This window comes from Bacillus zhangzhouensis, from assembly GCF_000715205.1.
In the GTDB taxonomy this organism is placed as follows: Bacteria; Bacillota; Bacilli; order Bacillales; family Bacillaceae; genus Bacillus; species Bacillus zhangzhouensis.
Window position 1 is genome coordinate 79,560 of sequence record NZ_JOTP01000005.1, and the last position, 20,853, is coordinate 100,412.

Sequence of the window (20,853 nt, forward strand, 5' to 3'; positions counted from 1 at the left end):
TTCCTGCTGTTTTTTTATGATGGAGGATGATCCGTGTGAAAAAAGAGCTTCGGCGTCAAACATTAGCAATGCTTGAGCAGATGAGTTCTGAGGAATTTAAGCGAAACGCGGCTGTACTGTATGAGCATCTGTTTCAATTAACCGCATGGAAACAGGCGAAGACGATTGCTCTGACCATGTCTAGAGGCAAAGAGGTACCTACAAGGCCTCTGATTGAAAAGGCGTGGGAGGAAGGAAAAACAGTGTGCGTACCAACCTGTTTTCCAGAGTCGAAAGAAATGATATTTTATCAATATACGCCACAAACGAAGATGAACTCCAGCTACTTTGGGCTGACAGAACCAGACCCTGAGACATCGGCAGTTGTACATAAAGAGGCGATCGATTTGATGATTGTACCTGGCGTATGTTTTGATCAGCAAGGCTACCGCATTGGATATGGGGGCGGCTATTATGACCGCTACTTAGTTGATTATCAAGGCGAAACGCTCGCTCTTTGCCTGTCTGTCCAGCAAATCGAGCATGTTCCGGCTGAAACGCATGATATGCCAGTATCTATAATTGTTAGTGAGAAAGGTGTAATGTATACAAAATAAAAGTCCGCTTCTTATATATGAAGAGCGGACTTTTTGTGTTGAAAAAGCTTCACTTCATGCATAAACCCATCCTATTTAAGCCACGATACGAATATAGGAGGGAATATCATGAATAAAATGATTTGGAGCATTGTGTTCACACTGTTTGCATTCGTTCTGGTGCAAAATCGTTATCGGCTCATGAATTTGATCTTAGGTCAAAATCAAGTGCGTCACTTTTTTATTAAGTGGCTGATGAAAATCCCATATTTTCGGACGAAATTTATTCGCCAAGCATTCTAATCCCGCAAAAGCCGGGATTTTTTTGTTCAGAAATGCGGATAAGAACGATTCTTGCTATAATAATGTAAAAAATGGAGCGCGAATAAATGAATGTCATAGATAGTCTATTTTGGCGAGTTGTTGATGAACTAAGACAAAACGGATACGAGATGATTCAAAGTCCGTACCCAGAGGATGAAATATTTTTTGAAGCACCACGAAACTCAGGATATGATCTCATCCGTCTATATAGAAAAGATGTGAACTTTAGACAGGAGATCGTTCGAGATATTGAAGAGCAGACGTTCCGGATGAATCAGCTGAGAGAAGCTATGCGTAAACGATCTCTTCATCTTTTGCAGCTTCAATTTACAGCTGACGAACCAGTAGATGATTGGGAAGACATAAACGGTCAGCCGCAAAAACAGCAAAAGGTGACGGTTACACCAGTTTTACTCAACGCAAAAGCCCTTCAAAACGATATGAATGAGCTGCAAAAATGGCTGAATACATCGCTTACAGTTGATGTAGAAGAGGCGAAGAGAGATACAGTTGAAGATGCGGTGCAGCTTAAAACGAACGTGCTTCAGGCGTTTGATGACCAGGAAAAGCAGCGTGAACGAGAACGGGCCGTTTTTCAAAATGGCAGACCGATTTTCACCTACTTGCTGATTGCTGTTCAAGTTGTCATGTTTCTTTTACTTGAGCTGTCTGGCGGAAGTACAAATACGGCCACTTTAACAGCGTTTGGTGCTAAAAATAATGTGCTGATCTTAGATGGTGAATGGTGGCGCCTGATTACACCGATGTTTTTACACATTGGCTTGACGCATTTACTCTTTAATACCTTTGCTCTTTGGTCCGTTGGTGCGGCCGTTGAAAGAATTTATGGGTCGGGAAGATTTTTGCTCATTTATTTGATTTCCGGCATATTTGGCTCAATTGCGAGTTTTGTGTTTAATACGGCGATCGCAGCCGGTGCATCAGGCGCGATTTTTGGTTGTTTAGGCGCACTGTTATATTTAGCGATCTCTAACCGCAAGCTTTTCTTTCGAACAATGGGGACAAATATTATTGTGATCATCTTGATCAACTTAGGAATAGGATTCACGGTATCAGGTATTGATAATGCCGGTCACCTTGGCGGCCTTGTTGGCGGTTTTTTAGCAGCTTTAGCTGTCCGCCTGCCTAAACAGCTGCAGCCTGTCAAAATGTTTCTTGCCAGTCTTCTCCTTCTGCTTATTGGCGGTTTTGGATTGTATACAGGGTTTCATTCAGACGATCAAAAAGAAGCAGCGGCAACAAGTGAGGCAGCGAGCTTATTCGATGATAAGAACTATAGCGAAGCAAGTAAACGTTTAGAGGAATATGTGCACCAAAAGGATGCATCTGCTGAAGCACTTCATATATATGCACTCTCTGAAGCGCAGCTGGGTCACCTTGACAAGGCGGTGCAATTTTTACAAAAGTCGCTCGAAAAAGATCCAAATGAACCGAATAAACTGTATCATTTATCATTGTTGTACGTAGAAAAAGGGGAGACAGCGAAAGCAGAAAATCTAATTGAGAAAGCCTTAAAAAAAGATCCTGAAAATGATCAATTTTTAAAGCTGAAGCAATATATCGAAAACACTCAAACACGTTGAATGACTTGACTGAAAGCGCATTTATGAATACGCTTATTCTATCTGTTGATTGAAAGAAATGGTGGATATAATGAAAACGTTATATGATGTACAGCAGCTGCTCATGAGATTTGGAAATTATGTGTATTTCGGAGATCGTGAAGTGGAGTTAGAATTTATGGCAGATGAATTGAAAGAGATGTATACATCGGGAATCATAGACCGAACCGAATGGTCAAACGCAATGACCATTCTTCAAATGGAATTGGCTAAATTAAATCGAAAAACAATGTGAAGGTGGAGGGCATATGACAGGGGATTGGTTTGTAGGCGTTGATCTTGGCGGTACGACAATTAAGCTTGCGTTCATTAATCTATATGGTGAGATTCAGCATAAGTGGGAGATTCCTACGGATAAATCTGGGCAGACGATCACAGTCGATATTGCCAAATCAATTGATCATAAACTGGTTGAGATCAGTATGCCAAAATCAACTCTCATTGGTATAGGAATGGGCGCACCTGGACCCGTAGATAAAGTATCCGGAATCGTCTATAAAACAACGAATCTGGGCTGGACAAACTATCCTTTGAAAGATCACTTAGAGGCCGAAACGGGACTTCCATCTGTGATTGAAAATGATGCGAATATTGCGGCACTCGGTGAAATGTGGAAGGGTGCAGGAGATGGCGCAAAAAACATCCTGATGGTCACACTTGGTACGGGTGTTGGCGGCGGTATTATCGTAAATGGAGAGGTTGTTCAAGGTGAAACAGGTGCTGGCGGAGAAATTGGTCATATTTGTGCAGTTCCATTCCAAGGAGCACCGTGTAACTGCGGAAGAACAGGCTGTATTGAAACCATTGCGTCTGCCACGGGCATCGTCCGGCTTGCAAAGGATAAATTAGAAACCGAGCAGCATACATCTTCACTTGGGACGCTCACTTCGCTGTCTGCAAAAGCTGTATTTGAGGCGGCAGAAAACGGAGATGATCTTGGAATGCGGGTGGTAGAAGAAGTGACAACCCACCTTGGACTTGTCCTAGCGAATCTTGCCAGTGCTTTAAACCCATCAAAGATCGTCATTGGCGGTGGTGTTTCTAAAGCAGGAGAGCTTCTTCGCAGTAAAGTAGAACGCGTGGTCAAACATCATGCATTCCCGCCTTGTGCTGAAGATGTCGAAGTTGTCATTGCATCTCTTGGAAACGATGCAGGTGTCATCGGCGGGGCATGGATGGCAAAAAATAAATGGCTGTCCTGAACAAAAAAGTCATAATGATGTCATTTTTATTAAAAAAGCGATATATGGGCATGAAATTGAATGTTTAGCATATTCATAAGTTTGTCATGGGGAAAAAGACATTGATTTTCCAGCACAGACAGGATAAGATATACTTTAGTTATTTTTGAAGAAGCACCAATAATTAGGGTATGTTCCTAACTTGAGTGCGCGTCCAGCATAAGGAGGTTACAATGCGAAAGAAAAGATTAAAGGCGATCTCATTTTTACTGATTGCGACTTTGTTAATGTGGGTCAAAACCTATGTTATCTATAAATCTAGCTTCAATATCAAAATTGAAAATTTCATGCAGGAGTTTATCCTGTTTATTAATCCGCTTAGCTTTCTCTTGTTTATCTTCGGTATCGGTTTATTCTTTAAAGAAAAAAATCGCAATCGATATATCATCGTGACGAGCTTTATCCTGACATTCATTTTGTTAGCCAACATTGTATTTTATCGATTCTATAGTGATTTTCTAACCATCCCCGTCCTATTTCAAACAAACAATATGGGTGACCTCGGGTCAAGTATTACCTCTTTAATTGAACCAGTCGATTTTCTAATGTTCGTTGATATCATCATTTTAATTTGGCTCTATAAAAAACAGCCTTCCTTTAGAACGGATGTCACCATTTCACGAAAGGAACGAGCAGCTTATTACTTATTTGTGGCAGCCACATTTTTCTTTAACCTTGGTTTGGCTGAAACTGAAAGACCAGAACTGTTAACTCGTTCATTTGACCGTGAGATGCTAGTGAAAAATATTAGCTTATATAACTTCCATATTTATGATGGGGTTCTGCAATCGAAGCAGTCCGCTCAACGGGCCCTTGCTGACAGCAATAGCTTAACTGAAATTGAAAACTATGTAAGCGCAAATCAAACCGACCGTAATGAAAAGACGTTTGGTCAAGCAAAAGGGCGAAATGTCATTCTTGTATCACTTGAGTCTACACAGAGTTTCGTGATTAATGAAAAATTAAATGGGAAAGAAATTACCCCGTTTTTAAACAAATTAATCAAGAAAAGCTACAACTTTACTAATTTTTATCATCAAACAGGTCAAGGGAAAACATCTGACTCAGAGTTTATTGTGGATAATTCTCTCTATCCTCTTGGAAGAGGGGCCGTTTTCTTTACAAATCCAAGCAATGAGTTTACAGCGACACCTGAGCTGTTAAAAGATGAGGGCTACCATTCTTCTGTTATTCATGCGAATAACAAAAGCTTCTGGAACCGTGACCTGATCTACGATAGCTTTGGCTACGATAAATTCTTTGATATTAAATCATTTGATGTGAATGAAGAGAACTCAGTTGGCTGGGGATTGAAAGATGGTCCGTTCTTCGAGCAGTCAGCGGAATTGATGAAGTCTATCCCGCAGCCTTTCTATACGAGATTGATTACATTAACGAACCATTTTCCGTTTGATTTAGATGAAGAAGATAAGCTCATTGATGAATATGATTCAAAGAGTAAAACGCTGAACAAGTACTTCCCTACAGTGCGTTATCAAGATGAAGCACTTAAGCTTTTCTTTAAAAAGATGAAGGAAGCAGGCTTATACGATAACTCCATTTTTGTTTTATATGGGGATCACTACGGAATTTCAGAAAACCATAACGAAGCCATGGGGCAATTTCTAGATAAAGAGATTACACCATTTGAAGAAGTTCAGCTTCAAAAAGTTCCGTTTGTTGTACACATACCAGGGATAACCGATCAAAATCCTAAAGAAATTCATACGGTGGGGGGGCAGGTGGATATCCGTCCAACTGTACTCAATCTTATAGGAATTGATACAAGCAAGCAAATTCAATTTGGTCATGACTTATTATCGAAAGATACAAACGACTTTACAGTGCTCCGCGATGGAAGCTTTATTACGAAGGACAGCATTTTCACAGACGGTGTTTGCTATAATAAAGAAACGGGCGAGCCGAGAGATGACGAAACCGTTTGTCAGTCTTATGAAGAAAAGGCGAAGCAAGAGCTTCAATTCTCTGATCAAATTATCTACGGGGATCTCCTTAGATTTTATGACCGGAACAGCCCGGACCATTCACCTTCCAAAAAAGAAGATGAGAGTAAGCTGAAAAAGGCGTCCTAACATATGAGAAAACCTCTGCTATTTTAGAAGCAGAGGTTTTCTTTTTTTGCATGCTGGCTCATATAGTATGAGAGGAGGGATGTAAATGAAGACACCGTCGTTTGGAAAAATTGAATGGCAGCTGGATGAAGCCAGGATGAATGATGTGGCAAAGCAGCTTGGTATAGGGAAAGCGGCCTTCAAATTATCCAATCAAACAAGTACCGAGCATCTTTTTTTACCGGGGTATAGACTCCCAGAAGGTACCTATACATTTCAATCCATAGGTGATATGCAGAGATTTATTTCGCCTTACCGGCTGCAGCAATCAGATGATTGGATCAACGGAACATTTGAATACGATAGCGCGCAATTAAAAGAAGAGTTAAGACATTTGAAAGGCGTATTTCCTTTTCTTCATATCAGTGTGATTGGTCATTCAGTGCTCGATACACCTATTTATGAAATTCGTACAGAGCCTGTTCAGCATTTACATTCTATTCATCTCAATGCCTCTTTTCATGCAAATGAATGGATCACCACCTCTATTTTATTAAAATGGTTGAAATCCCTTTGTTTAGCAGCGTCTGACCCAGTGCAAGCGAGACATTATGAAGCGGTTCATATACTGCAAACCACTGCGCTATCCATTGTGCCAATGGTTAATCCAGATGGAGTGGATTTGGTTTGCAATGGCCCAGAATCACTAGGTCTAAGCAGTGAAGAATTGACATCGCTAAATGGTGGGCTTTCCGATTTTCGAGAATGGAAAGCGAATATTCGAGGGGTTGATTTAAATAATCAATTTCCTGCTTATTGGGAAATCGAATACTACCGTAATCAGCCGAAAGTGCCGTCTTATCGGGATTTTCCTGGTGATCAGCCGTTAACAGAACCAGAAGCGAAAGCGATGGCAAATCTTGCGTTACGTAAGCGGTTTGACCGGCTGATTGCCCTTCATACACAAGGAGAAGAAATATACTGGGGCTTTCTTGGCCACGAACCAGCGATATCCAAAAATACGGTCAAACGATTAGAACATGTGAGCGGCTACAAGCCGATTCAATATCTTGATAGCTATGCAGGCTATCGAGATTGGTTTATTTATCAATTTCAAAGTGAGGGTTATACAGTGGAGCTTGGTCTAGGGAAGAATCCTCTTTCCATGAATCAATTTGATTCCATCTATGAAAAAACAAGGCGGCTATTATGGGAAGCATGTAAGTATTAAAAAGCACCTGTCTGGTGCTTTTTAACATTTGAGAATAACGCAATTTCTTATTGTCAATATAAACAGCGTTGAAGTGATTGACGAGGGCCTTCTTGTAAGCTATTGTGAAAGAAATGGATGTAAAAAAAAGGATATGTTTTAGGGAGATGTCGATCATTGAGTGCTCAAAGCTTGTGGACAAGAAATTTCACTTACTTATTTGTTTCTAAAATGTGCAAAATCACTGCTGATAGTTTATCTTTCAACACCATCTTGTGGCTTTTAGTACTTGGCGGGAAAGGGGCAATAGGAACAGCTTTTTTTATTGCAGTCAGCTTTGTTCCTCAAGCGATTGTTGGTCCATTTATTACCCCAATGATGAAGCCCCATCAATTGAAATTTTGGATGTGTTTTGCTGATTTAACACGAGGAGCGATTATCCTTGTGATCGTGATCAGTTATTTTCATGGTTTTTCCCCATTAGCACTCATCATTGGCGGTATGCTGCTGCATTCGGCGACAGGAGGCTCCTATGAACCGGCTTCGGTATCGATTATTCCAAAGCTTGTGCATGAGGATGTCATTCAAAAAGCGAATGCAACCATCCAATCAGCAAGTCATGTGGTAAGGCTTGTGACGGTTACGATTTGTGGTGTTATGATTGCGTTTGTAGGGGTAGGGTATACAATGCTTGTGATCATTCCTCTTTACCTCATATCAGCTTTATTGGTTTTAATGATTACATATCAAACAGAAGTCATCATTGATAAAGGAAAAAAAGGGTTATCATACGGCAAAAGATTAATTCGAGGATTCTCACTTGTTAGAAGCCATCATATTTTGTTTCCATTAGCGATTTTTTGTGTTTGCTCAAACTTCGCTGCGGCACCATGGGAAGCATTGTCTGTTATTTATTTAACAGAAGACTTACATAGCGGACCTGTTGTATATTCATTGATCAAAGTCACCACGGCACTAGGTGCATTTCTGATGGGGTTTGTTTTGACAAAAGTTAAAGTGAATCGGTATGGATTACTATTTATAGGTGCTGGGATCGTTGATGGTATCGCGTTCTTCATCACAGGAATGAACGCATTATTACCACTTGTGTTTATATCAGCTTTTGCCCTAGGTGCAGCCATTAGTGCAGTCAATGTACCCGAACATACGATGATTCAATTGTCAGTGAAGGCAGAGGATCAGCCGCAAGTGTATGCGATTATCAACATGATCTCCTATTTAATGATTCCGTTAGGCGCCCTCATCGGCGGCTATATGGCAACTCTATTTGGTTCTGGGTATGTCATTGCGGCAGGAGGAATCATTGAAGCTGTTTCTGGTATCTGTCTGCTTCTGTTCACAAAGATTGGGAAGGTAGAGAGGACGGATTTGACGATAGAACGAGACAAACCTGGCTTAAACGCAACGTGATCATGGCTTTTTTAAATGAGGATGGGTTACAATGAGGACGAGAAAACATGAGGATTCGATTGAAAGGAGCAAGAAACATGGCCATAGCAGATGTCACCATCATTCCAATAGGCACTGAAACACCAAGTGTGAGTGCGTATGTAGCAGATGTACAAAGAATTTTAGAAGGCTTTCAACAAGAAGGAAAAATCAAATATCAATTAACACCGATGAATACGTTAATTGAAGGTGAATTATCCATATTATTTGAGGTCATTCAGCGCATTCATGAGGCGCCTTTTGAAAAGGGATTGCATCGAGTAGCCACCAATATTCGCATTGATGACAGACGGGATCAAACCACAACCCTTACAAGTAAATTAGAAAGTGTGAATAAGCACTTGAATCAATAAAAAAAGCCTGCTATATGCAGGCTTTCAGCGTGTAGACAAACCCTCGCATTCGTTGTCAGTCCTGCGTGCCGGTGCTCACGAATGTCAAATTCGCTCCGCTCCGGTACTCGTCCTTCCTAGACTTCAAAGGTTTTCTATCACGCTGAAAAGAAGAAAAAGGGCTAAAATAAAGATCATTTTAGTCCTTTGTCAACAATCTAAAAGCCTGCTATATGCAGGCTTTTAATGTGCAGTTGGATAACCGCTATAGATGATGGTCATGACAGTAAACCATCCAAAAACCAAAAATGTAGCGCCAGCAAAAGCGATGGCAAGTACGTTCACTTTTTTAAGTGAGCGATAGATGCCGAGAGCGGCTAAAATCGTGACTAGACCGAAAATAATGACGAGCATCATATGAAAATCCCCCTTTGTCATCAATCCCCTTGATTTCCTTTCTTTTCATTTTAACCGTTTTCATAAAGCTTGTCGAGTAGATTCCAGTTGACGATTGTTTGAATTTTTATTGAATAGCCTTCATAATAAAAAAGAATGAATAAAGTAGGTGATGAAAAATGAATTGGAGAAGAATGCCACTAGGCTATGTACAAGCAAATGCGTATATTTGGAAAAATGAGCAGGGAGAATGCTTAATTTTTGATCCAGGCGGTGAAGCGCAAAAGCTGATTTCCTATGTAAAAGAAAAACAGCTCACACCGCTCGCTGTCTTACTGACACATGCCCATTTTGATCATATTGGTGCGGCAGATGAGGTGCGCGCAGAGTGGGGAGTGCCACTATATGTACACGAAAATGAAAAAGAATGGCTCACAAATGCTGAGTTAAACGGTTCAGCTCGATTGATTGGAAATGGAATTACAGTCAAAGAAGCTGAAAAAGTGATTACGTCAGAAGGAACTCTTCAAATTGGATCGTTTACATTAGAGATGTTCCATACACCTGGGCATTCACCAGGCAGTGTGTCTTACTATTCGGCAGAAGAAGGATTTGTCATTTCTGGTGACACTCTATTCGAAGGCGGCATCGGAAGAACAGATTTAGTGGGAGGCAGTCAGGATGTGCTGCTTCAATCTATTCATGACAAATTGTTGTCATTGCCAGAAGCAACTCTTGTTTTAAGCGGCCATGGCGGAGAAACCACTGTGCTTACAGAGCAGGAGCAAAATCCGTTTATTCATGGTTTTTCTCTTTAACCGTAGGCATGAAAAAAAGCATCTCTTCTTAAAGAGATGCTCAGCGTGTAGACAAACCCTCGCATTCTTTGTCAGTCCTGCGTGCCGGTGCTCACGAATGTCAAATTCGCTCCGCTCCAGTACTCGTCCTTTCTAGACTGCAAAGGTTTTCTATCACGCTGAAAAGAAGACAAAGGGCTAAAATAAAGTTCATTTTAGCCCTTTGTCAACAGTCTAAGCATCTCTTCTTAAAGGGATGCTTTTTTCTATTAATGTCCGGTACCGGGAACCATGATGAAAATCGAATAATATGTAAATCCGGCAAAGAAAATCGTCAAGTACGCTCCGAAAATGTAAATATACATTCTTTCGGATAAATTCAAGTAGGATAAAAATACAAAAAGAACGGTTTGACCGAAGAATAGCAAGGATGCATCTTTCATATGTCCTAAATAGAACATGACAGCAAAAATACCCGTCCAAAAGCCAAGCACGCGGAACATGCGATTCATTTCTTTCCCTCCCCTTAAAAAAACCCCTTTGATACATATTATAGCTGATCATCACTTGTTATGTAAACATTTACATTTTTGACAACGTGTGAACATTTAATTAGTAAGTAAAAAAATTTTTGAAAAAGTGATGAAAAAGTGTTTATGCCTAAATACATGAGGGTACTTACTCCATAAGAGAAAAGGTTAACGACCTAAGGAGGAAGACTAATGAGTGACATTACTTTTTATTCATACCCGAGCTGCACGTCTTGCCGCAAAACAAAACATTGGCTGAAGGCGAATCAAATTGATTTTAAAGAGCGTCACCTTTTCAGAGAAACGCCAACTCTAGATGAATTAAAAAAGATTCTTTCCTTAACAACAGAGGGAATGGATGAAATTTTAGCCACGCGAAGTCAAGCTTTTAAAAGCTTAAATTTAAATATTAATGATTTAAAAGTAAACGAGGTACTTGAACTACTCATTGAAAAACCAAAGTTGCTGCGGAGACCGATCATCATTGATGGGAATAAGTTAGTGGTTGGCTATAATCCCGGGGAACTCATGAAAATATCAAAAAAGAAAGCGATTCATCAATCGGTTTCCTAATAAAAAACGAAGATCAGCTGAAACATGCTTCAGCCGTCTTCGTTTTTGTGCTGAACTGGGCTAGCTGGGTTCGAACCAACGATCACGGAGTCAAAGTCCATTGCCTTACCACTTGGCTATAGCCCAATATCAAACGTGTAATGATATTGTTCACCATCTGCGGTCATTTATACATAAAAGTTGGTTTGTCACTAGTTTTAAGTGAAAAAGGAGCGGAAGAAATAAATGAAAAATGAAAAATCTGAGCAATTATATGAATTTATCCTAAAAGAAGCCCCTGTTATGACCGAAGAATGGCTGAAAACAAGAACAGAAGAAGGATCATTATACTCTAGACATGCTTCAGAGGAGACAGAAAAGAAGCTGAAGGAACAGAACACAGCGTTTATTCAAACCATTGCAGCGACGCTTGTAACGGTATCAGACAAAGTAGAGCATCATTTGAAAAAGTGGTCTATTGATATTGCACGTGATCGAGCAGTTCACGAGGTGCCTTTATATGAAATCATCGGACAATTTAAGATATTCCGCCACATATTCTGTTCGAGAATTGAGACATTCACACAAGAAACAAAGCTTGAAGTGACGCTGCAAGATGTGTGCGGGTGGAATCAGCACTTTCACGGCACGTTTGATGATATGATTGAGCGTTTATCAGAAGAATATGACCGCGTGACCCTGAGTCAGCTAAATGCACAAAGAGAAATGATCCAAGAACTTAGTGCCCCTGTTATTCCAGTTTCAAAAGAGATCGGGATTTTGCCGCTAATCGGCGAAATAGATACGTACCGGGCCAAAATTATTTTGGAGTCAGTACTAGAACAGGCTTCGAGACTGCGTCTGACCCATTTATTTATTGATATATCTGGCGTACCAATCGTTGATACAATGGTTGCTTATCAGCTCTTTAAAGTGGTGGATAGTGCGAAGCTTCTAGGAATTGAGACGATTATTTCAGGTATTCGACCAGAGATTGCTCAGACAGTTGTCAAACTAGGCATTGATTTCTCAAAAGTAAACACTGAACATAGCCTTGCAAAAGCGTTAGAAAAGAGAGGATTCCGTATCTTTGAAGAGCAGCCGCAAGAAGCAATATGATCAAAAAACCTGAACTTATAAAAGTCAGGTTTTTTTTATATGCTCTTTTTTTATATTTAATAAAATGCATCCTAATTTGAGGATTTTAACGCTTGATCAGGCGTTAAAATCATGAAATGCGCTTTTGTCAGACTGGTTCCTCCACCTTACAATATGGTCAGAGAAAGGAGTGAATCACTTGTATGGGATTGAATATTTGGGACAAGAGCTGCTAGAAGAAGCATGCCGCATGAGAGCATCTGATGTGCATATTGTCCCAAAAGAAAAGGAAGCTTCGGTATCTTTCCGTGTAGACTCAGATTTAATCCAGCAGCGAACCATTGATAAAAAACGCGGGGAGCGGTTAATTGCTCATTTTAAATTTTTATCCTCCATGGATATCGGCGAAAAAAGGAGACCGCAAAACGGATCATTGGCAGTCATGCTAAGAACTGGCCAAGTGTTTGTTCGGATGTCTACATTACCGACTGTGAATGATGAAAGCTTGGTGATTAGAATTTTACCGCAGGATCATGTCCCGGAAATAAAATATCTGTCGTTATTTCCGAAAGCCTCAGCTAGATTACTATCATTTTTGAATCATTCGCATGGACTCATTTTATTTACTGGGCCAACAAATTCAGGGAAAACAACAACACTTTATTCATTGATACAGTTTGCAAAAAAGCATTTTAACCGAAATATTATTACACTTGAAGATCCTGTGGAAACAAGAAATGAAGAAGTGTTACAGGTCCAAGTCAATGAAAAAGCAGGCATCACGTATGCGGCAGGATTACGCGCTATTTTAAGACATGACCCAGATATGATTGTGTTAGGAGAAATAAGAGATGCTGAAACAGCTAGAACGGCAATTAGAGCAGCATTGACAGGCCATTTAGTGCTGAGTACGCTGCATGCGAAAAATGCAAAAGGTGCTCTTTATCGAATGCTTGAATTTGGTGTGACGATGAATGAACTCGAACAAACAATGGTTGCGATTGCTGCGCAACGATTAATCGAGCTCACGTGTCCTTTTTGCGGGGAAACGTGTCAGCTTTATTGCAAATTAAATCGACCAGTCAGACGAACAAATGTTTTTGAATTACTTTACGGAAAGGAGCTTGGTGAGTGTATCAAAGAGGCCAAAGGAGAATATGCTCACTCGTCATATGAAACACTGCAAAGATTAATTCGTAAAGGAGTGGCACTGGGCTATCTATCGAAAAACACATATCATCGCTGGGTTTATGAAGAAGCGAGTCTCTAAAGCCTGGTCTAGAAGAGAACAAGCTGAATTTCTATCAAAACTTGCTCAATTGATTCAAGCTGGATATACATTGATTGAGGCATTAAAGATGGTGAATATCCAGTTATCAAAGAAACAACAGCTGCTATTAACTAGAGGCATTCAGTGGCTGCTTGAAGGGGAGTCTTTTTATGTGGTGCTGGAGAGATTTCATTTTCAGAGAGAAGTCATTGCCATTCTCTGTTTTTCAGAGAAGCATGGCAGCCTATCACGCGCTCTTGAACAAAGCTCACGTTTTTTAGAGAAAAAAATCAAGCAGTTAGACTCGTTCAAACGCATGTTACGGTACCCGATCTTCCTCATCTTTACGGTTTTAGTTGTCCTGATACTTGTTCAGCAGATGATCATTCCTCAATTTTCTTTATTGTACTCGTCAATGGATACCCGCATGTCATGGCTGATCCAAGGGATGTTTGCACTCTTTCAATTCCTACATGCTTTCCTCCTCATCATAGGGTGTATGTGTATCTGTCTGACTGGATATTATCATGTCTTTTTTAAGAAAAAGTCGACCCTTGAGAAACTGAGAGTGTTGAGCAGGTTGCCTATGTTATATAAAGGGATGCAGCTGATGCATACGTATCTTTTTTCCCTTCAGCTAAGCGGGCTTCTTCAAGCTGGATTATCGATGTACGAAAGCTTGCAAGCTTTCAAACAGCAAAGCTATTTACCCTTTCTTCAAGAAATATCTGAACGGATGATCGGAGAGTTAAGAAAAGGAGAAAGCATGGAACATCAAATAAGTGGGTCTCCTTTTTTTGAAAAACATTTTGCAGCTGTCATCAAACATGGTGAAGCTAGCGGGATGCTTGCCAGAGAATTGTATACGTATAGTCAATTCCTATTAGAGAATGCAGAGCTGAAAATTGAAAAATGGGTTTCATGGCTGCAGCCGGTCATATATGGTTTGACAGCGCTTCTTATACTCATTGTATATTTATCTATTCTTTTACCGATGTATCAATTAATGGAACAAGTGTGAGAAGGAGGCAAAGGCATGAATGATAAAGGATTTACCCTGTTGGAAATGTTAATTGTCATGCTCGTGATTTCCATTCTTTTACTCATTACTATTCCGAATATCACCCGTCACCATCAAAGCATTCAAGCGAAGGGCTGTGAAGGGCTCAAATCAATGGTGAGTACACAGGTGATGGCATATGAATTGGAGCATGACGGCAAGACACCATCTTTGGCTGAATTAGAAAAAGAAGGCTATGTCAAAAAGGGATTAACTTGTCCTAATGGAAAAGCCATTGTCATTCAAAACGGTGACGTGAAGCATGAGTAAATTGCTTTTACATGAAAAGGGTTTTACCCTCATTGAACAGCTCATGATTTTACTTGTTTTATCTATTCTATTGTCGATCTTAGGAGGAAAAGCCCCAAGTATATTAGAAAGTGTTGAAGCAAAAAAACAAGTGAACATCATGAAACAAGATATCCAACTGGCTGCTTATACGGCATTTATCAAAAAAACCCGTGTGAATGTTGAGATTCATCCGCAACATGTATCCTATCAAGTAATAGATCAAAATGGTGATGAGGTGATTGCTTCTTATCAGCATAAAAAAGGCATCATCAAACATTCTACATTTTCACAGGGGATTCATTTTAATGAAAACGGACATCCGAGCAGCGGCGGTTCTCTCATTGTTCAATTTGGCAGCCAAATATATAAACTCACGATTTATTTGGGGAGCGGGCGTATCCATGTTCAAAAACAATAGAGGATTTAGTACGTTTGAGATGCTGTTAGGTTGCCATACCTTCCTATTTGCAGCTCTTGTGCTCATGCCAGCCTATGAAAAAATAATGATGGAAAAAAAGGAATTAAGAGCAAAACTTGAAGCTTACCAAGTGTTACATGAACATATGAACGAAGCATTCATAGAAGGTACAAAGCCATCCGTCAAAAAGAAGAGAGGCGAGATCACATATGAACTCAATTGGAGTAAACAGAAGGGATGTGTATCATACAAAGTACAAAAAAAGAAAACGATATGCTTTCGTCATGTTGAACGATGAACAGGGGTTTACATTTGTACAAGCTTTGTGGCAATTGCATCTATTACTGTTTCTTTCTTTTGGCTGTGTGCTCATCTTTTCTGTTGCAGAGAAAGCCCACCCATTTGAAGAAATCAACCAATTCTCACAAATGGAGTGGAAGCAAACTGTACTGCAATTAGAAGAGGAATTAAATCGTGCACTGGCTGTTAGAGCGGTGAAAGAAGGAAAAGCGTTAGAGTATCTGTCCGATCAAGGGCGAGTGGTGAGGATTGAGCCCTATCAAGAGATGCTGAGGAAGCGAGTGGATCAGGCAGGGCATCTTCCTTTATTGCAAAAGGTGAAACAATTTCGCGTCAGAACAGATCAGCAAACAACAACCCTTGAAGTCACAGATGTATCTGATAAGGTGTATGAAGCCGTTTTTTTCACATATAAAGGAGTGGTTCCTAAAACGTGAAAAGTGAAGAAGGGTTTATCTATCCCCACGTACTTGCTACGATTCTTTTCTTCCTTTTGATCCTAGGCTCAATGACGATTGGATTTCAAAATGAACTGAAAAGTGCAGAGCTGACGATTTCTTATTATAAAAAACAGCAGCTATTTAGAATGGGTGTAAGTGAGGCTGCAAGTAAATTAAATCGTATTTGTGATCAGCAGCATGCTCATGTGGAGACTGAAGAAGGCCGTGTGACATTGAAACAGATCGGGTGCGATCAAAAGAAAAAACTTGTCCACATGCTGGTCGGCGTTAAAACAAAAGATGGTTTAGCAGATGAGCGGGAACTGGTGATGGATTGGAAGACCCGTGAAATCATGAAATGGACAATCCCTGATTAGCCAGTGTATAAAACCATACTCTTCCTGGTAACACTTTAAGGAAGAAGAGGTGAATGTTCGTTGAAAACAAATGACTATGTAAAATATATGACGCAGGAAATCATTAAATATATGAATACACCACGTGACGAACGGAAGGAACATAAACAAGAAAAGATGGAAACAAAACCGCCATTTTCACAGCGTTTATTTGGTGTTCTGCCGTTTGGCTTTTCCATGATGCTAAAAAAACGACATCGACATCGACAAAAGTAAAAAGCCGCCAGCAGGCGGTTTTTTTATGCCACTTTAGCTGTATTCTTCAACGACAATGACTTTATTGACCTTGTTTGAGTAAGGGTTATAGGAAATGGTGACAAATACCCCAAATTCTTTGGCGTGATCTTTTAACGTAATATGATACTGTTTCACAGATTCTTTTTCCCGGTGCCTGTCCCATACTTTTTGTTTAAATAAGACTTGTGCTAACGGATATCTTTTCTTTGCTTCCTTGACAGCTCTTGTTTCCCATTGATCTGCGGCAGTAGTGAATCCTCTCGATTCCACAGGTTTGGCGTCTTGTATGACAGGACCCAACAGTAAACTGAGCATGATCATGATTTTTCCATAGTTCACTTAACATCACCTCACCAGTTATTATCCTGACCAAATCCTACACTTTTATGTAAATTTTTAAGAAGTACAAATGTCACAGAAAAAAATATAGAATATGGCGAAAGAATGAGAAAATGGAAGAATTTTCTCGCAATAGTTCTTGTTTAAGAACAAAATGGACTAATTTGGCGTTTTGGGTTTTATAGGTATTTCCTTATACTGAGTGTAATCGTTCTCTTTAAAGAACATCCTTCCGAGGAGTTGAAAGAATGAATCAGTCGCTCTTTGTACTCTTTAGTGCCATTTGTTTGATTTTCACGTCTCTTCTTATCACACCTACTAACGCTTCTTTTAACGATGTCGAGCATACAAACTTTGTCATGAACACGTGTGAATATTTTGAACAGACAGATCAGCATTGTCAGCCAAAAAAATGGGATAGAAGTGATTTAAAGCTCATAGATCAAACGATGATCGAAGGAACAGTCTGTGCGCCTCAAAAGCTAAGCATGACATTAAAAAATATTGGACAACCCATCGTATACTCTGAATGGAAGTGGGAATTACACAAAGTAGAAAGTGATCAGAAACCATTACAAAATGGTCATATTCTTGAAAAGGGATCTATACAACACCTTTCATCAGAAGAAACGACGACTGTTACAACAGATAAAGCAAAAACGAATGGAATCTATGCATTTAAAATCTATTTTCCTAAAGGATTTGGTGCATCTGAAAAAACATTCTTTTGGTCTAAACAAATGCAGCTCTCAAGCTGTCAAGAAAAGATATCTTAAATGAAGCTGTCTACTGAATGAAAAAATGATATGTGAAGGGGAGATGGGACATGAAAAAATGGATGAAAATGTCTGGGAGTATTCTTTACGTAATGGTTTTCACGATGATGATTGCATGTATTATTGTCGTGTTGTCATCAAGAACAACAGGTGGAGATCCTCAGATTTTCGGTTATCAATTCAAGCAAGTATTATCTGGTTCAATGGAACCGGAATTTTCGACTGGGTCGCTCATTGTAGTAAAACAAGTGACCTCACCTAAGACGCTCAAAAAAGGAGATATTATCACTTTTCAAACGAAGCAAGACAAGTCTTTTGTGACTCACCGAATTGTTGGGGTAAAAGGAAAAGGGACAAATAAAGCCTTTGAGACCAAAGGAGACCACAATATGTATCAAGACGGTACGCTGGTAAAAGCGGATCAAGTGGTTGCGCAGTATACGGGAACGAACATCCCTTATGCAGGAAAACTTCTTTCGTATGCCGGAACTTCGGCTGGAACCGCTTTGCTGCTGATTATACCAGGTGTGATGCTGCTTGTTTACTCAACAATTCATTTTGTGGGCGCTGCGAAACATCGAAGACACACGGCTGATTTACATATGTCAGAGAAGCAAGCATAAATATTCGTTTGTAACCTAATTAGGTTTCAATAAAACAATTTATTAGGGGGTTCATTCATGGCAATGAAAAAATCAATTCGTTTAGGTGTATTATCAGGGGCATTAGGACTTGCTTTAATTGGCGGGGGAACATGGGCGGCGTTTAATGATGTAGAAAAGGCAAACGCGGTCTACTCGACAGGAGAGCTGAATTTATCTGCAAAAGAGAACTCTGGCGCCATCAACCTTTCGAACTTAAAACCTGGTGACCGAATAAAGAAAGAGTTTAATTTTGAAAATAAGGGGTCGCTTGCGATTAATCAAGTGCTGATGAGTCTTGATTATAGCCAGTTTAAAGATGGAACTTCTGCGAAGAATGGTGGTAAGAATACAGCTGAAGAATTCCTCAGCCAGTTTCAGGTGAGTGTTCTTACGGTTGGAGCCGAAGGTGGAAATGGTTATCCAAAAAATATTATTTTAGACCATGCAAACTTGCTTGACCTGCATCTAGTAACGTCAAAACAGGATCAGACCGCATTTGAAAAGATTCGTCATGCCGTCGATGAGAAGTTTTTACATGAAAGTGGTAAAATTAATGTAGCAACCGTTGATGGAACAGCGGCTCCAGAGTATGACGGCATTCCAAAGAATCCGTTTGATTACGATAAAATGGAAATGATCATTGAATTTGTCAATGACCAGACGAAGGATAAAGCTGGTCACTATATCCAAAATAAATACCAAGGCGATGCGATTCAAATTGATCTTTCCTTCGAAGCGACTCAGTGGAATGGTTTAACGATCAATCCTAAAAAGCATACGGATGAAAAAGGCTACGTGAAAGAAAACGAAAAAGCACACAGCGAAGATAAAAAATAAAGATAAAGACAGTCTTTAGACTGATATCTAGTTCTGCATAGCAAGTGGAGGAGTATGCGCTAAAACGTGCGCTTTACTCCTCTTCTTGCTTTTTTTTCCAGATTTGATAATCTAAAAATTCACGAAATTGCTTTTTCGAAACCCCTGATGTCATTGCATCTCGAACTAGTTTTTCCCATTCACTATCTAATTGACCATCGTATTCGGTTTCATCTTTTTCGTGTAACAGTGTATGAACCGAGACGTCCAGAACAGCGGAGATTTTTTCAAGAAATTGAATGGAGGGGTTTGTTTGCAAGTTTCTTTCTATTGAGCTTAAATAAGACTTCGCTACCCCAGCCTTTTCGGCCAGTTCTGATAGTGAGTAGCCTTTTTCATTGCGGTATTGTTTAATACGCTGGCCAATCAATGTCATCACCTTCCTTTCGATATTATAGCACATTCAGAAAGGTTTGATAGAATGACTTCTTACCATAGGGGGAGACTCAGAGGACTTTTCGCTTGATTTGAGAAAATGACGGACTTCTTCAACTGTTAGTCCTGCTTTGCGAGCTTCGCATAATAATTGAACCCATTCACTGTCTAATACTTTCGTTTTCTTTTCCATACAAATACCCTCCTAAAATACTGAATCGTGTATTTCAGGCACTTAACGCATGAAATGGAAAGACACAGGTGGTAAGACCTCATAGATTGCTTGCGTCATTTTTCCGCCCAATACAAACAGACAAACTTTGCTTTTGACTGATCGAAAATTGTATGTCACATGAAGGGGGGCTCGTGAGTCAACCTCCTCTTTTTTGCTGTAAGTAAAAAAGCCCGCCATTTTCAATCGTTAGACTGATTTTTGGTTCGTATAAAGTTTTAAGTGCTTGTCTTTCTATTTCATATTCTACAGACGTGTCTGAAGTCCCTTCATAAAATAGGTTTAAAAGCTCCGAGTCTTCCCTCCACTTTTGAACAGCCCTCACCGCCCAATCGTCTGGTTCCTCATGGGCATAACGCTTTATCAGGCTATTTAGACGTTTGACGCCGCTTTCAGGCTTAATCATTGTACTCATCGTAAAGCAATAATCAGGAATTTGAGATGACAGCTCCCGGGCTTCTAGCTTTTCTTGAAATTGTTCTATGACTTCTCCTCGTATCAGATGAAGCCCAAGTGATAGCAGCTTATCCTTTTTACGGTCTGCCAGATAGGATATCTTCACATTGAGACCAAGCCATGGCTCCAATGCGATTTGGTTGTTGTTGAGCGGCGTCACTCTTTCATAGAGCCGGATAAATCGGCCCTGCTGTTTAACAGCCTCGAATATTTGAAATAAACGAGGGGAGCCGAAATGGACAAATTCACCTTCGATCGCATCACCGGCTTTTTTTTGATCGGTGATTAAGGTCAATTGCCGCGGCTCAGGTACACCGCCTGTTTTTTCAAGCCAGTGCCAATAAAAAGGGCGGTTCATAATCAATTTATCCATTTCGATTGTCAGCTGTACTGTCATATGTCCTGCACTTTCTTCTAGTATGTCGCATTGATTCGCCTGAAAGAAACGGAGAAGAAATGTGTGAATGTCACGCTGCTCCATTG

Annotated in this window: 29 protein-coding genes and 1 tRNA gene; 23 read left to right on the forward strand and 7 right to left on the reverse strand. The window is 40.0% G+C overall.

Annotation, left to right across the window (positions count from 1 at the left end; translation table 11 throughout):
* The first annotated feature begins 35 nt into the window (after positions 1-35).
* From BA70_RS06185 to BA70_RS06220, 9 genes are all read left to right on the forward strand, one after another.
* Positions 36-596 (forward strand): 5-formyltetrahydrofolate cyclo-ligase, encoded by a 561-nt coding sequence (locus tag BA70_RS06185; protein ID WP_034319581.1) that lies wholly within the window; start codon positions 36-38, stop codon positions 594-596.
* Positions 597-704: 108 nt separating this feature from the next.
* Positions 705-878, forward strand: coding sequence for a hypothetical protein (locus BA70_RS20275; RefSeq protein WP_017367602.1), 174 nt, complete (start codon positions 705-707; stop codon positions 876-878).
* Between the two features lie 86 nt (positions 879-964).
* Positions 965-2,503 carry a rhomboid family protein gene (locus tag BA70_RS06190; protein ID WP_034319584.1) on the forward strand — a complete coding sequence of 513 codons (1,539 nt, stop codon included), beginning with the start codon at positions 965-967 and terminating at the stop codon, positions 2,501-2,503.
* Between the two features lie 70 nt (positions 2,504-2,573).
* Entirely contained in the window at positions 2,574-2,777 is a 204-nt protein-coding gene (locus BA70_RS06195) for a YqgQ family protein (RefSeq protein ID WP_008342322.1), read from the forward strand.
* 13 nt (positions 2,778-2,790) lie between these two features.
* Entirely contained in the window at positions 2,791-3,744 is a 954-nt protein-coding gene (locus BA70_RS06200; RefSeq protein WP_034319587.1) for an ROK family glucokinase, read from the forward strand.
* Positions 3,745-3,956: 212 nt separating this feature from the next.
* Entirely contained in the window at positions 3,957-5,876 is a 1,920-nt protein-coding gene (locus tag BA70_RS06205; RefSeq protein WP_034319590.1) for an LTA synthase family protein, read from the forward strand.
* Positions 5,877-5,961: 85 nt separating this feature from the next.
* Positions 5,962-7,086: a M14 family metallopeptidase gene (locus BA70_RS06210; RefSeq protein ID WP_034319592.1), complete on the forward strand. Its 1,125-nt coding sequence runs from the start codon at positions 5,962-5,964 to the stop codon at positions 7,084-7,086.
* A 156-nt stretch (positions 7,087-7,242) separates the two neighbouring features.
* A complete protein-coding gene (locus BA70_RS06215; RefSeq protein WP_034319594.1) occupies positions 7,243-8,496 on the forward strand; it encodes an MFS transporter in 1,254 nt (417 codons plus the stop codon).
* 77 nt (positions 8,497-8,573) lie between these two features.
* The gene (locus BA70_RS06220) at positions 8,574-8,888 is read left to right on the forward strand and encodes an MTH1187 family thiamine-binding protein (RefSeq protein ID WP_034319597.1); all 315 of its coding nucleotides are present in this window, start codon (positions 8,574-8,576) and stop codon (positions 8,886-8,888) included.
* Positions 8,889-9,110: 222 nt separating this feature from the next.
* On the opposite strand, the gene BA70_RS19400 is transcribed toward BA70_RS06220, so the two are convergent.
* The gene (locus BA70_RS19400) at positions 9,111-9,284 is read right to left on the reverse strand and encodes a DUF2759 domain-containing protein (RefSeq protein ID WP_003217333.1); all 174 of its coding nucleotides are present in this window, start codon (positions 9,282-9,284) and stop codon (positions 9,111-9,113) included.
* Between the two features lie 158 nt (positions 9,285-9,442).
* Here BA70_RS19400 and BA70_RS06230 point away from each other — a divergent pair, with 158 nt between their 5' ends.
* Positions 9,443-10,081, forward strand: coding sequence for an MBL fold metallo-hydrolase (locus BA70_RS06230; RefSeq protein WP_034319600.1), 639 nt, complete (start codon positions 9,443-9,445; stop codon positions 10,079-10,081).
* 248 nt (positions 10,082-10,329) lie between these two features.
* Here BA70_RS06230 and BA70_RS06235 read toward each other — a convergent pair whose 3' ends face one another.
* A complete protein-coding gene (locus BA70_RS06235; protein WP_003217440.1) occupies positions 10,330-10,572 on the reverse strand; it encodes a DUF2626 domain-containing protein in 243 nt (80 codons plus the stop codon).
* A 210-nt stretch (positions 10,573-10,782) separates the two neighbouring features.
* On the opposite strand from BA70_RS06235, the gene BA70_RS06240 reads away from it, so the two are divergent.
* Positions 10,783-11,163, forward strand: coding sequence for a Spx/MgsR family RNA polymerase-binding regulatory protein (locus BA70_RS06240; protein ID WP_034319603.1), 381 nt, complete (start codon positions 10,783-10,785; stop codon positions 11,161-11,163).
* Positions 11,164-11,218: 55 nt separating this feature from the next.
* Here BA70_RS06240 and BA70_RS06245 read toward each other — a convergent pair.
* Positions 11,219-11,289 (reverse strand) — tRNA-Gln (locus BA70_RS06245).
* Between the two features lie 99 nt (positions 11,290-11,388).
* Here BA70_RS06245 and BA70_RS06250 point away from each other — a divergent pair.
* The 9 genes from BA70_RS06250 (at position 11,389) to BA70_RS06290 (ending at position 16,651) form a co-directional block, all read left to right on the forward strand.
* Entirely contained in the window at positions 11,389-12,261 is an 873-nt protein-coding gene (locus BA70_RS06250; protein WP_034319605.1) for an STAS domain-containing protein, read from the forward strand.
* A gap of 178 nt (positions 12,262-12,439) precedes the next feature.
* Entirely contained in the window at positions 12,440-13,510 is a 1,071-nt protein-coding gene (gene comGA / locus BA70_RS06255; RefSeq protein WP_034319608.1) for a competence type IV pilus ATPase ComGA, read from the forward strand.
* The gene (gene comGB / locus BA70_RS06260; RefSeq protein ID WP_034319610.1) at positions 13,491-14,531 is read left to right on the forward strand and encodes a competence type IV pilus assembly protein ComGB; all 1,041 of its coding nucleotides are present in this window, start codon (positions 13,491-13,493) and stop codon (positions 14,529-14,531) included. Before comGA ends, comGB begins: the two co-directional genes overlap by 20 nt.
* A 15-nt stretch (positions 14,532-14,546) precedes the next feature.
* On the forward strand, positions 14,547-14,840 hold the full coding sequence (gene comGC / locus BA70_RS06265; protein WP_008360227.1) for a competence type IV pilus major pilin ComGC: 294 nt from the start codon (positions 14,547-14,549) through the stop codon (positions 14,838-14,840).
* The gene (gene comGD, locus BA70_RS06270) at positions 14,833-15,279 is read left to right on the forward strand and encodes a competence type IV pilus minor pilin ComGD (RefSeq protein WP_034319614.1); all 447 of its coding nucleotides are present in this window, start codon (positions 14,833-14,835) and stop codon (positions 15,277-15,279) included. The genes comGC and comGD overlap by 8 nt, the downstream gene beginning before the upstream one ends.
* Positions 15,280-15,298: 19 nt before the next feature.
* On the forward strand, positions 15,299-15,577 hold the full coding sequence (gene comGE, locus BA70_RS20805) for a competence type IV pilus minor pilin ComGE (protein WP_275574578.1): 279 nt from the start codon (positions 15,299-15,301) through the stop codon (positions 15,575-15,577).
* Complete coding sequence (comGF, locus tag BA70_RS06280) at positions 15,489-16,016, forward strand: competence type IV pilus minor pilin ComGF (protein ID WP_239646632.1); 528 nt, start codon at positions 15,489-15,491, stop codon at positions 16,014-16,016. The genes comGE and comGF overlap by 89 nt, the downstream gene beginning before the upstream one ends.
* Entirely contained in the window at positions 16,013-16,396 is a 384-nt protein-coding gene (locus BA70_RS06285) for a competence type IV pilus minor pilin ComGG (protein WP_034319621.1), read from the forward strand. The genes comGF and BA70_RS06285 overlap by 4 nt, the downstream gene beginning before the upstream one ends.
* A 60-nt stretch (positions 16,397-16,456) precedes the next feature.
* Positions 16,457-16,651, forward strand: a complete 195-nt coding sequence (locus BA70_RS06290; protein ID WP_034319624.1) for a YqzE family protein — start codon at positions 16,457-16,459, stop codon at positions 16,649-16,651.
* Between the two features lie 33 nt (positions 16,652-16,684).
* Here the strand turns inward: BA70_RS06290 and BA70_RS06295 are convergent, their stop codons facing one another.
* Entirely contained in the window at positions 16,685-17,011 is a 327-nt protein-coding gene (locus BA70_RS06295; protein WP_034319628.1) for a DUF3889 domain-containing protein, read from the reverse strand.
* Between the two features lie 248 nt (positions 17,012-17,259).
* On the opposite strand from BA70_RS06295, the gene tapA reads away from it, so the two are divergent.
* From tapA to tasA, 3 genes are read left to right on the forward strand one after another with little or no spacing between them, the layout of a single operon-like run.
* A complete protein-coding gene (gene tapA, locus BA70_RS06300; protein WP_034319631.1) occupies positions 17,260-17,787 on the forward strand; it encodes an amyloid fiber anchoring/assembly protein TapA in 528 nt (175 codons plus the stop codon).
* Between the two features lie 50 nt (positions 17,788-17,837).
* Positions 17,838-18,410 (forward strand): signal peptidase I SipW, encoded by a 573-nt coding sequence (gene sipW / locus BA70_RS06305; RefSeq protein ID WP_034319633.1) that lies wholly within the window; start codon positions 17,838-17,840, stop codon positions 18,408-18,410.
* 57 nt (positions 18,411-18,467) lie between these two features.
* Positions 18,468-19,268, forward strand: coding sequence for a biofilm matrix protein TasA (gene tasA, locus BA70_RS06310; protein WP_034319635.1), 801 nt, complete (start codon positions 18,468-18,470; stop codon positions 19,266-19,268).
* A gap of 73 nt (positions 19,269-19,341) precedes the next feature.
* On the opposite strand, the gene sinR is transcribed toward tasA, so the two are convergent.
* The 3 genes from sinR to BA70_RS06320 all read right to left on the reverse strand — a co-directional run bounded on the left by sinR (position 19,342) and on the right by BA70_RS06320 (position 20,851).
* On the reverse strand, positions 19,342-19,677 hold the full coding sequence (sinR, locus tag BA70_RS06315; protein WP_105925821.1) for a transcriptional regulator SinR: 336 nt from the start codon (positions 19,675-19,677) through the stop codon (positions 19,342-19,344).
* A gap of 33 nt (positions 19,678-19,710) precedes the next feature.
* Positions 19,711-19,875 (reverse strand): anti-repressor SinI family protein, encoded by a 165-nt coding sequence (locus tag BA70_RS19410; protein ID WP_078061660.1) that lies wholly within the window; start codon positions 19,873-19,875, stop codon positions 19,711-19,713.
* 178 nt (positions 19,876-20,053) lie between these two features.
* A complete protein-coding gene (locus BA70_RS06320) occupies positions 20,054-20,851 on the reverse strand; it encodes a YqhG family protein (RefSeq protein WP_034319638.1) in 798 nt (265 codons plus the stop codon).
* Positions 20,852-20,853 lie beyond the last annotated feature (2 nt).

Excerpts from the sequence above, each read along its gene's own strand:
- BA70_RS20275 (WP_017367602.1), top strand. The coding sequence starts at position 705 with ATGAATAAAATGATTTGGAGCATTGTGTTCACACTGTTTGCATTCGTT.
- BA70_RS06320 (WP_034319638.1), bottom strand. The coding sequence starts at position 20,851 with ATGGAGCAGCGTGACATTCACACATTTCTTCTCCGTTTCTTTCAGGCG.
- comGF (WP_239646632.1), top strand. The coding sequence starts at position 15,489 with ATGAACTCAATTGGAGTAAACAGAAGGGATGTGTATCATACAAAGTAC.
- comGE (WP_275574578.1), top strand. The coding sequence starts at position 15,299 with ATGCTGTTAGGTTGCCATACCTTCCTATTTGCAGCTCTTGTGCTCATG.
- BA70_RS06235 (WP_003217440.1), bottom strand. The coding sequence starts at position 10,572 with ATGAATCGCATGTTCCGCGTGCTTGGCTTTTGGACGGGTATTTTTGCT.
- tapA (WP_034319631.1), top strand. The coding sequence starts at position 17,260 with ATGAATCAGTCGCTCTTTGTACTCTTTAGTGCCATTTGTTTGATTTTC.
- BA70_RS06240 (WP_034319603.1), top strand. The coding sequence starts at position 10,783 with ATGAGTGACATTACTTTTTATTCATACCCGAGCTGCACGTCTTGCCGC.
- BA70_RS06220 (WP_034319597.1), top strand. The coding sequence starts at position 8,574 with ATGGCCATAGCAGATGTCACCATCATTCCAATAGGCACTGAAACACCA.
- BA70_RS06200 (WP_034319587.1), top strand. The coding sequence starts at position 2,791 with ATGACAGGGGATTGGTTTGTAGGCGTTGATCTTGGCGGTACGACAATT.
- BA70_RS06205 (WP_034319590.1), top strand. The coding sequence starts at position 3,957 with ATGCGAAAGAAAAGATTAAAGGCGATCTCATTTTTACTGATTGCGACT.
- BA70_RS19410 (WP_078061660.1), bottom strand. The coding sequence starts at position 19,875 with ATGGAAAAGAAAACGAAAGTATTAGACAGTGAATGGGTTCAATTATTA.
- BA70_RS06250 (WP_034319605.1), top strand. The coding sequence starts at position 11,389 with ATGAAAAATGAAAAATCTGAGCAATTATATGAATTTATCCTAAAAGAA.
- comGC (WP_008360227.1), top strand. The coding sequence starts at position 14,547 with ATGAATGATAAAGGATTTACCCTGTTGGAAATGTTAATTGTCATGCTC.
- BA70_RS06210 (WP_034319592.1), top strand. The coding sequence starts at position 5,962 with ATGAAGACACCGTCGTTTGGAAAAATTGAATGGCAGCTGGATGAAGCC.
- comGB (WP_034319610.1), top strand. The coding sequence starts at position 13,491 with ATGAAGAAGCGAGTCTCTAAAGCCTGGTCTAGAAGAGAACAAGCTGAA.
- tasA (WP_034319635.1), top strand. The coding sequence starts at position 18,468 with ATGGCAATGAAAAAATCAATTCGTTTAGGTGTATTATCAGGGGCATTA.
- comGD (WP_034319614.1), top strand. The coding sequence starts at position 14,833 with ATGAGTAAATTGCTTTTACATGAAAAGGGTTTTACCCTCATTGAACAG.
- BA70_RS06230 (WP_034319600.1), top strand. The coding sequence starts at position 9,443 with ATGAATTGGAGAAGAATGCCACTAGGCTATGTACAAGCAAATGCGTAT.
- BA70_RS19400 (WP_003217333.1), bottom strand. The coding sequence starts at position 9,284 with ATGATGCTCGTCATTATTTTCGGTCTAGTCACGATTTTAGCCGCTCTC.
- BA70_RS06195 (WP_008342322.1), top strand. The coding sequence starts at position 2,574 with ATGAAAACGTTATATGATGTACAGCAGCTGCTCATGAGATTTGGAAAT.
- sipW (WP_034319633.1), top strand. The coding sequence starts at position 17,838 with ATGAAAAAATGGATGAAAATGTCTGGGAGTATTCTTTACGTAATGGTT.
- BA70_RS06190 (WP_034319584.1), top strand. The coding sequence starts at position 965 with ATGAATGTCATAGATAGTCTATTTTGGCGAGTTGTTGATGAACTAAGA.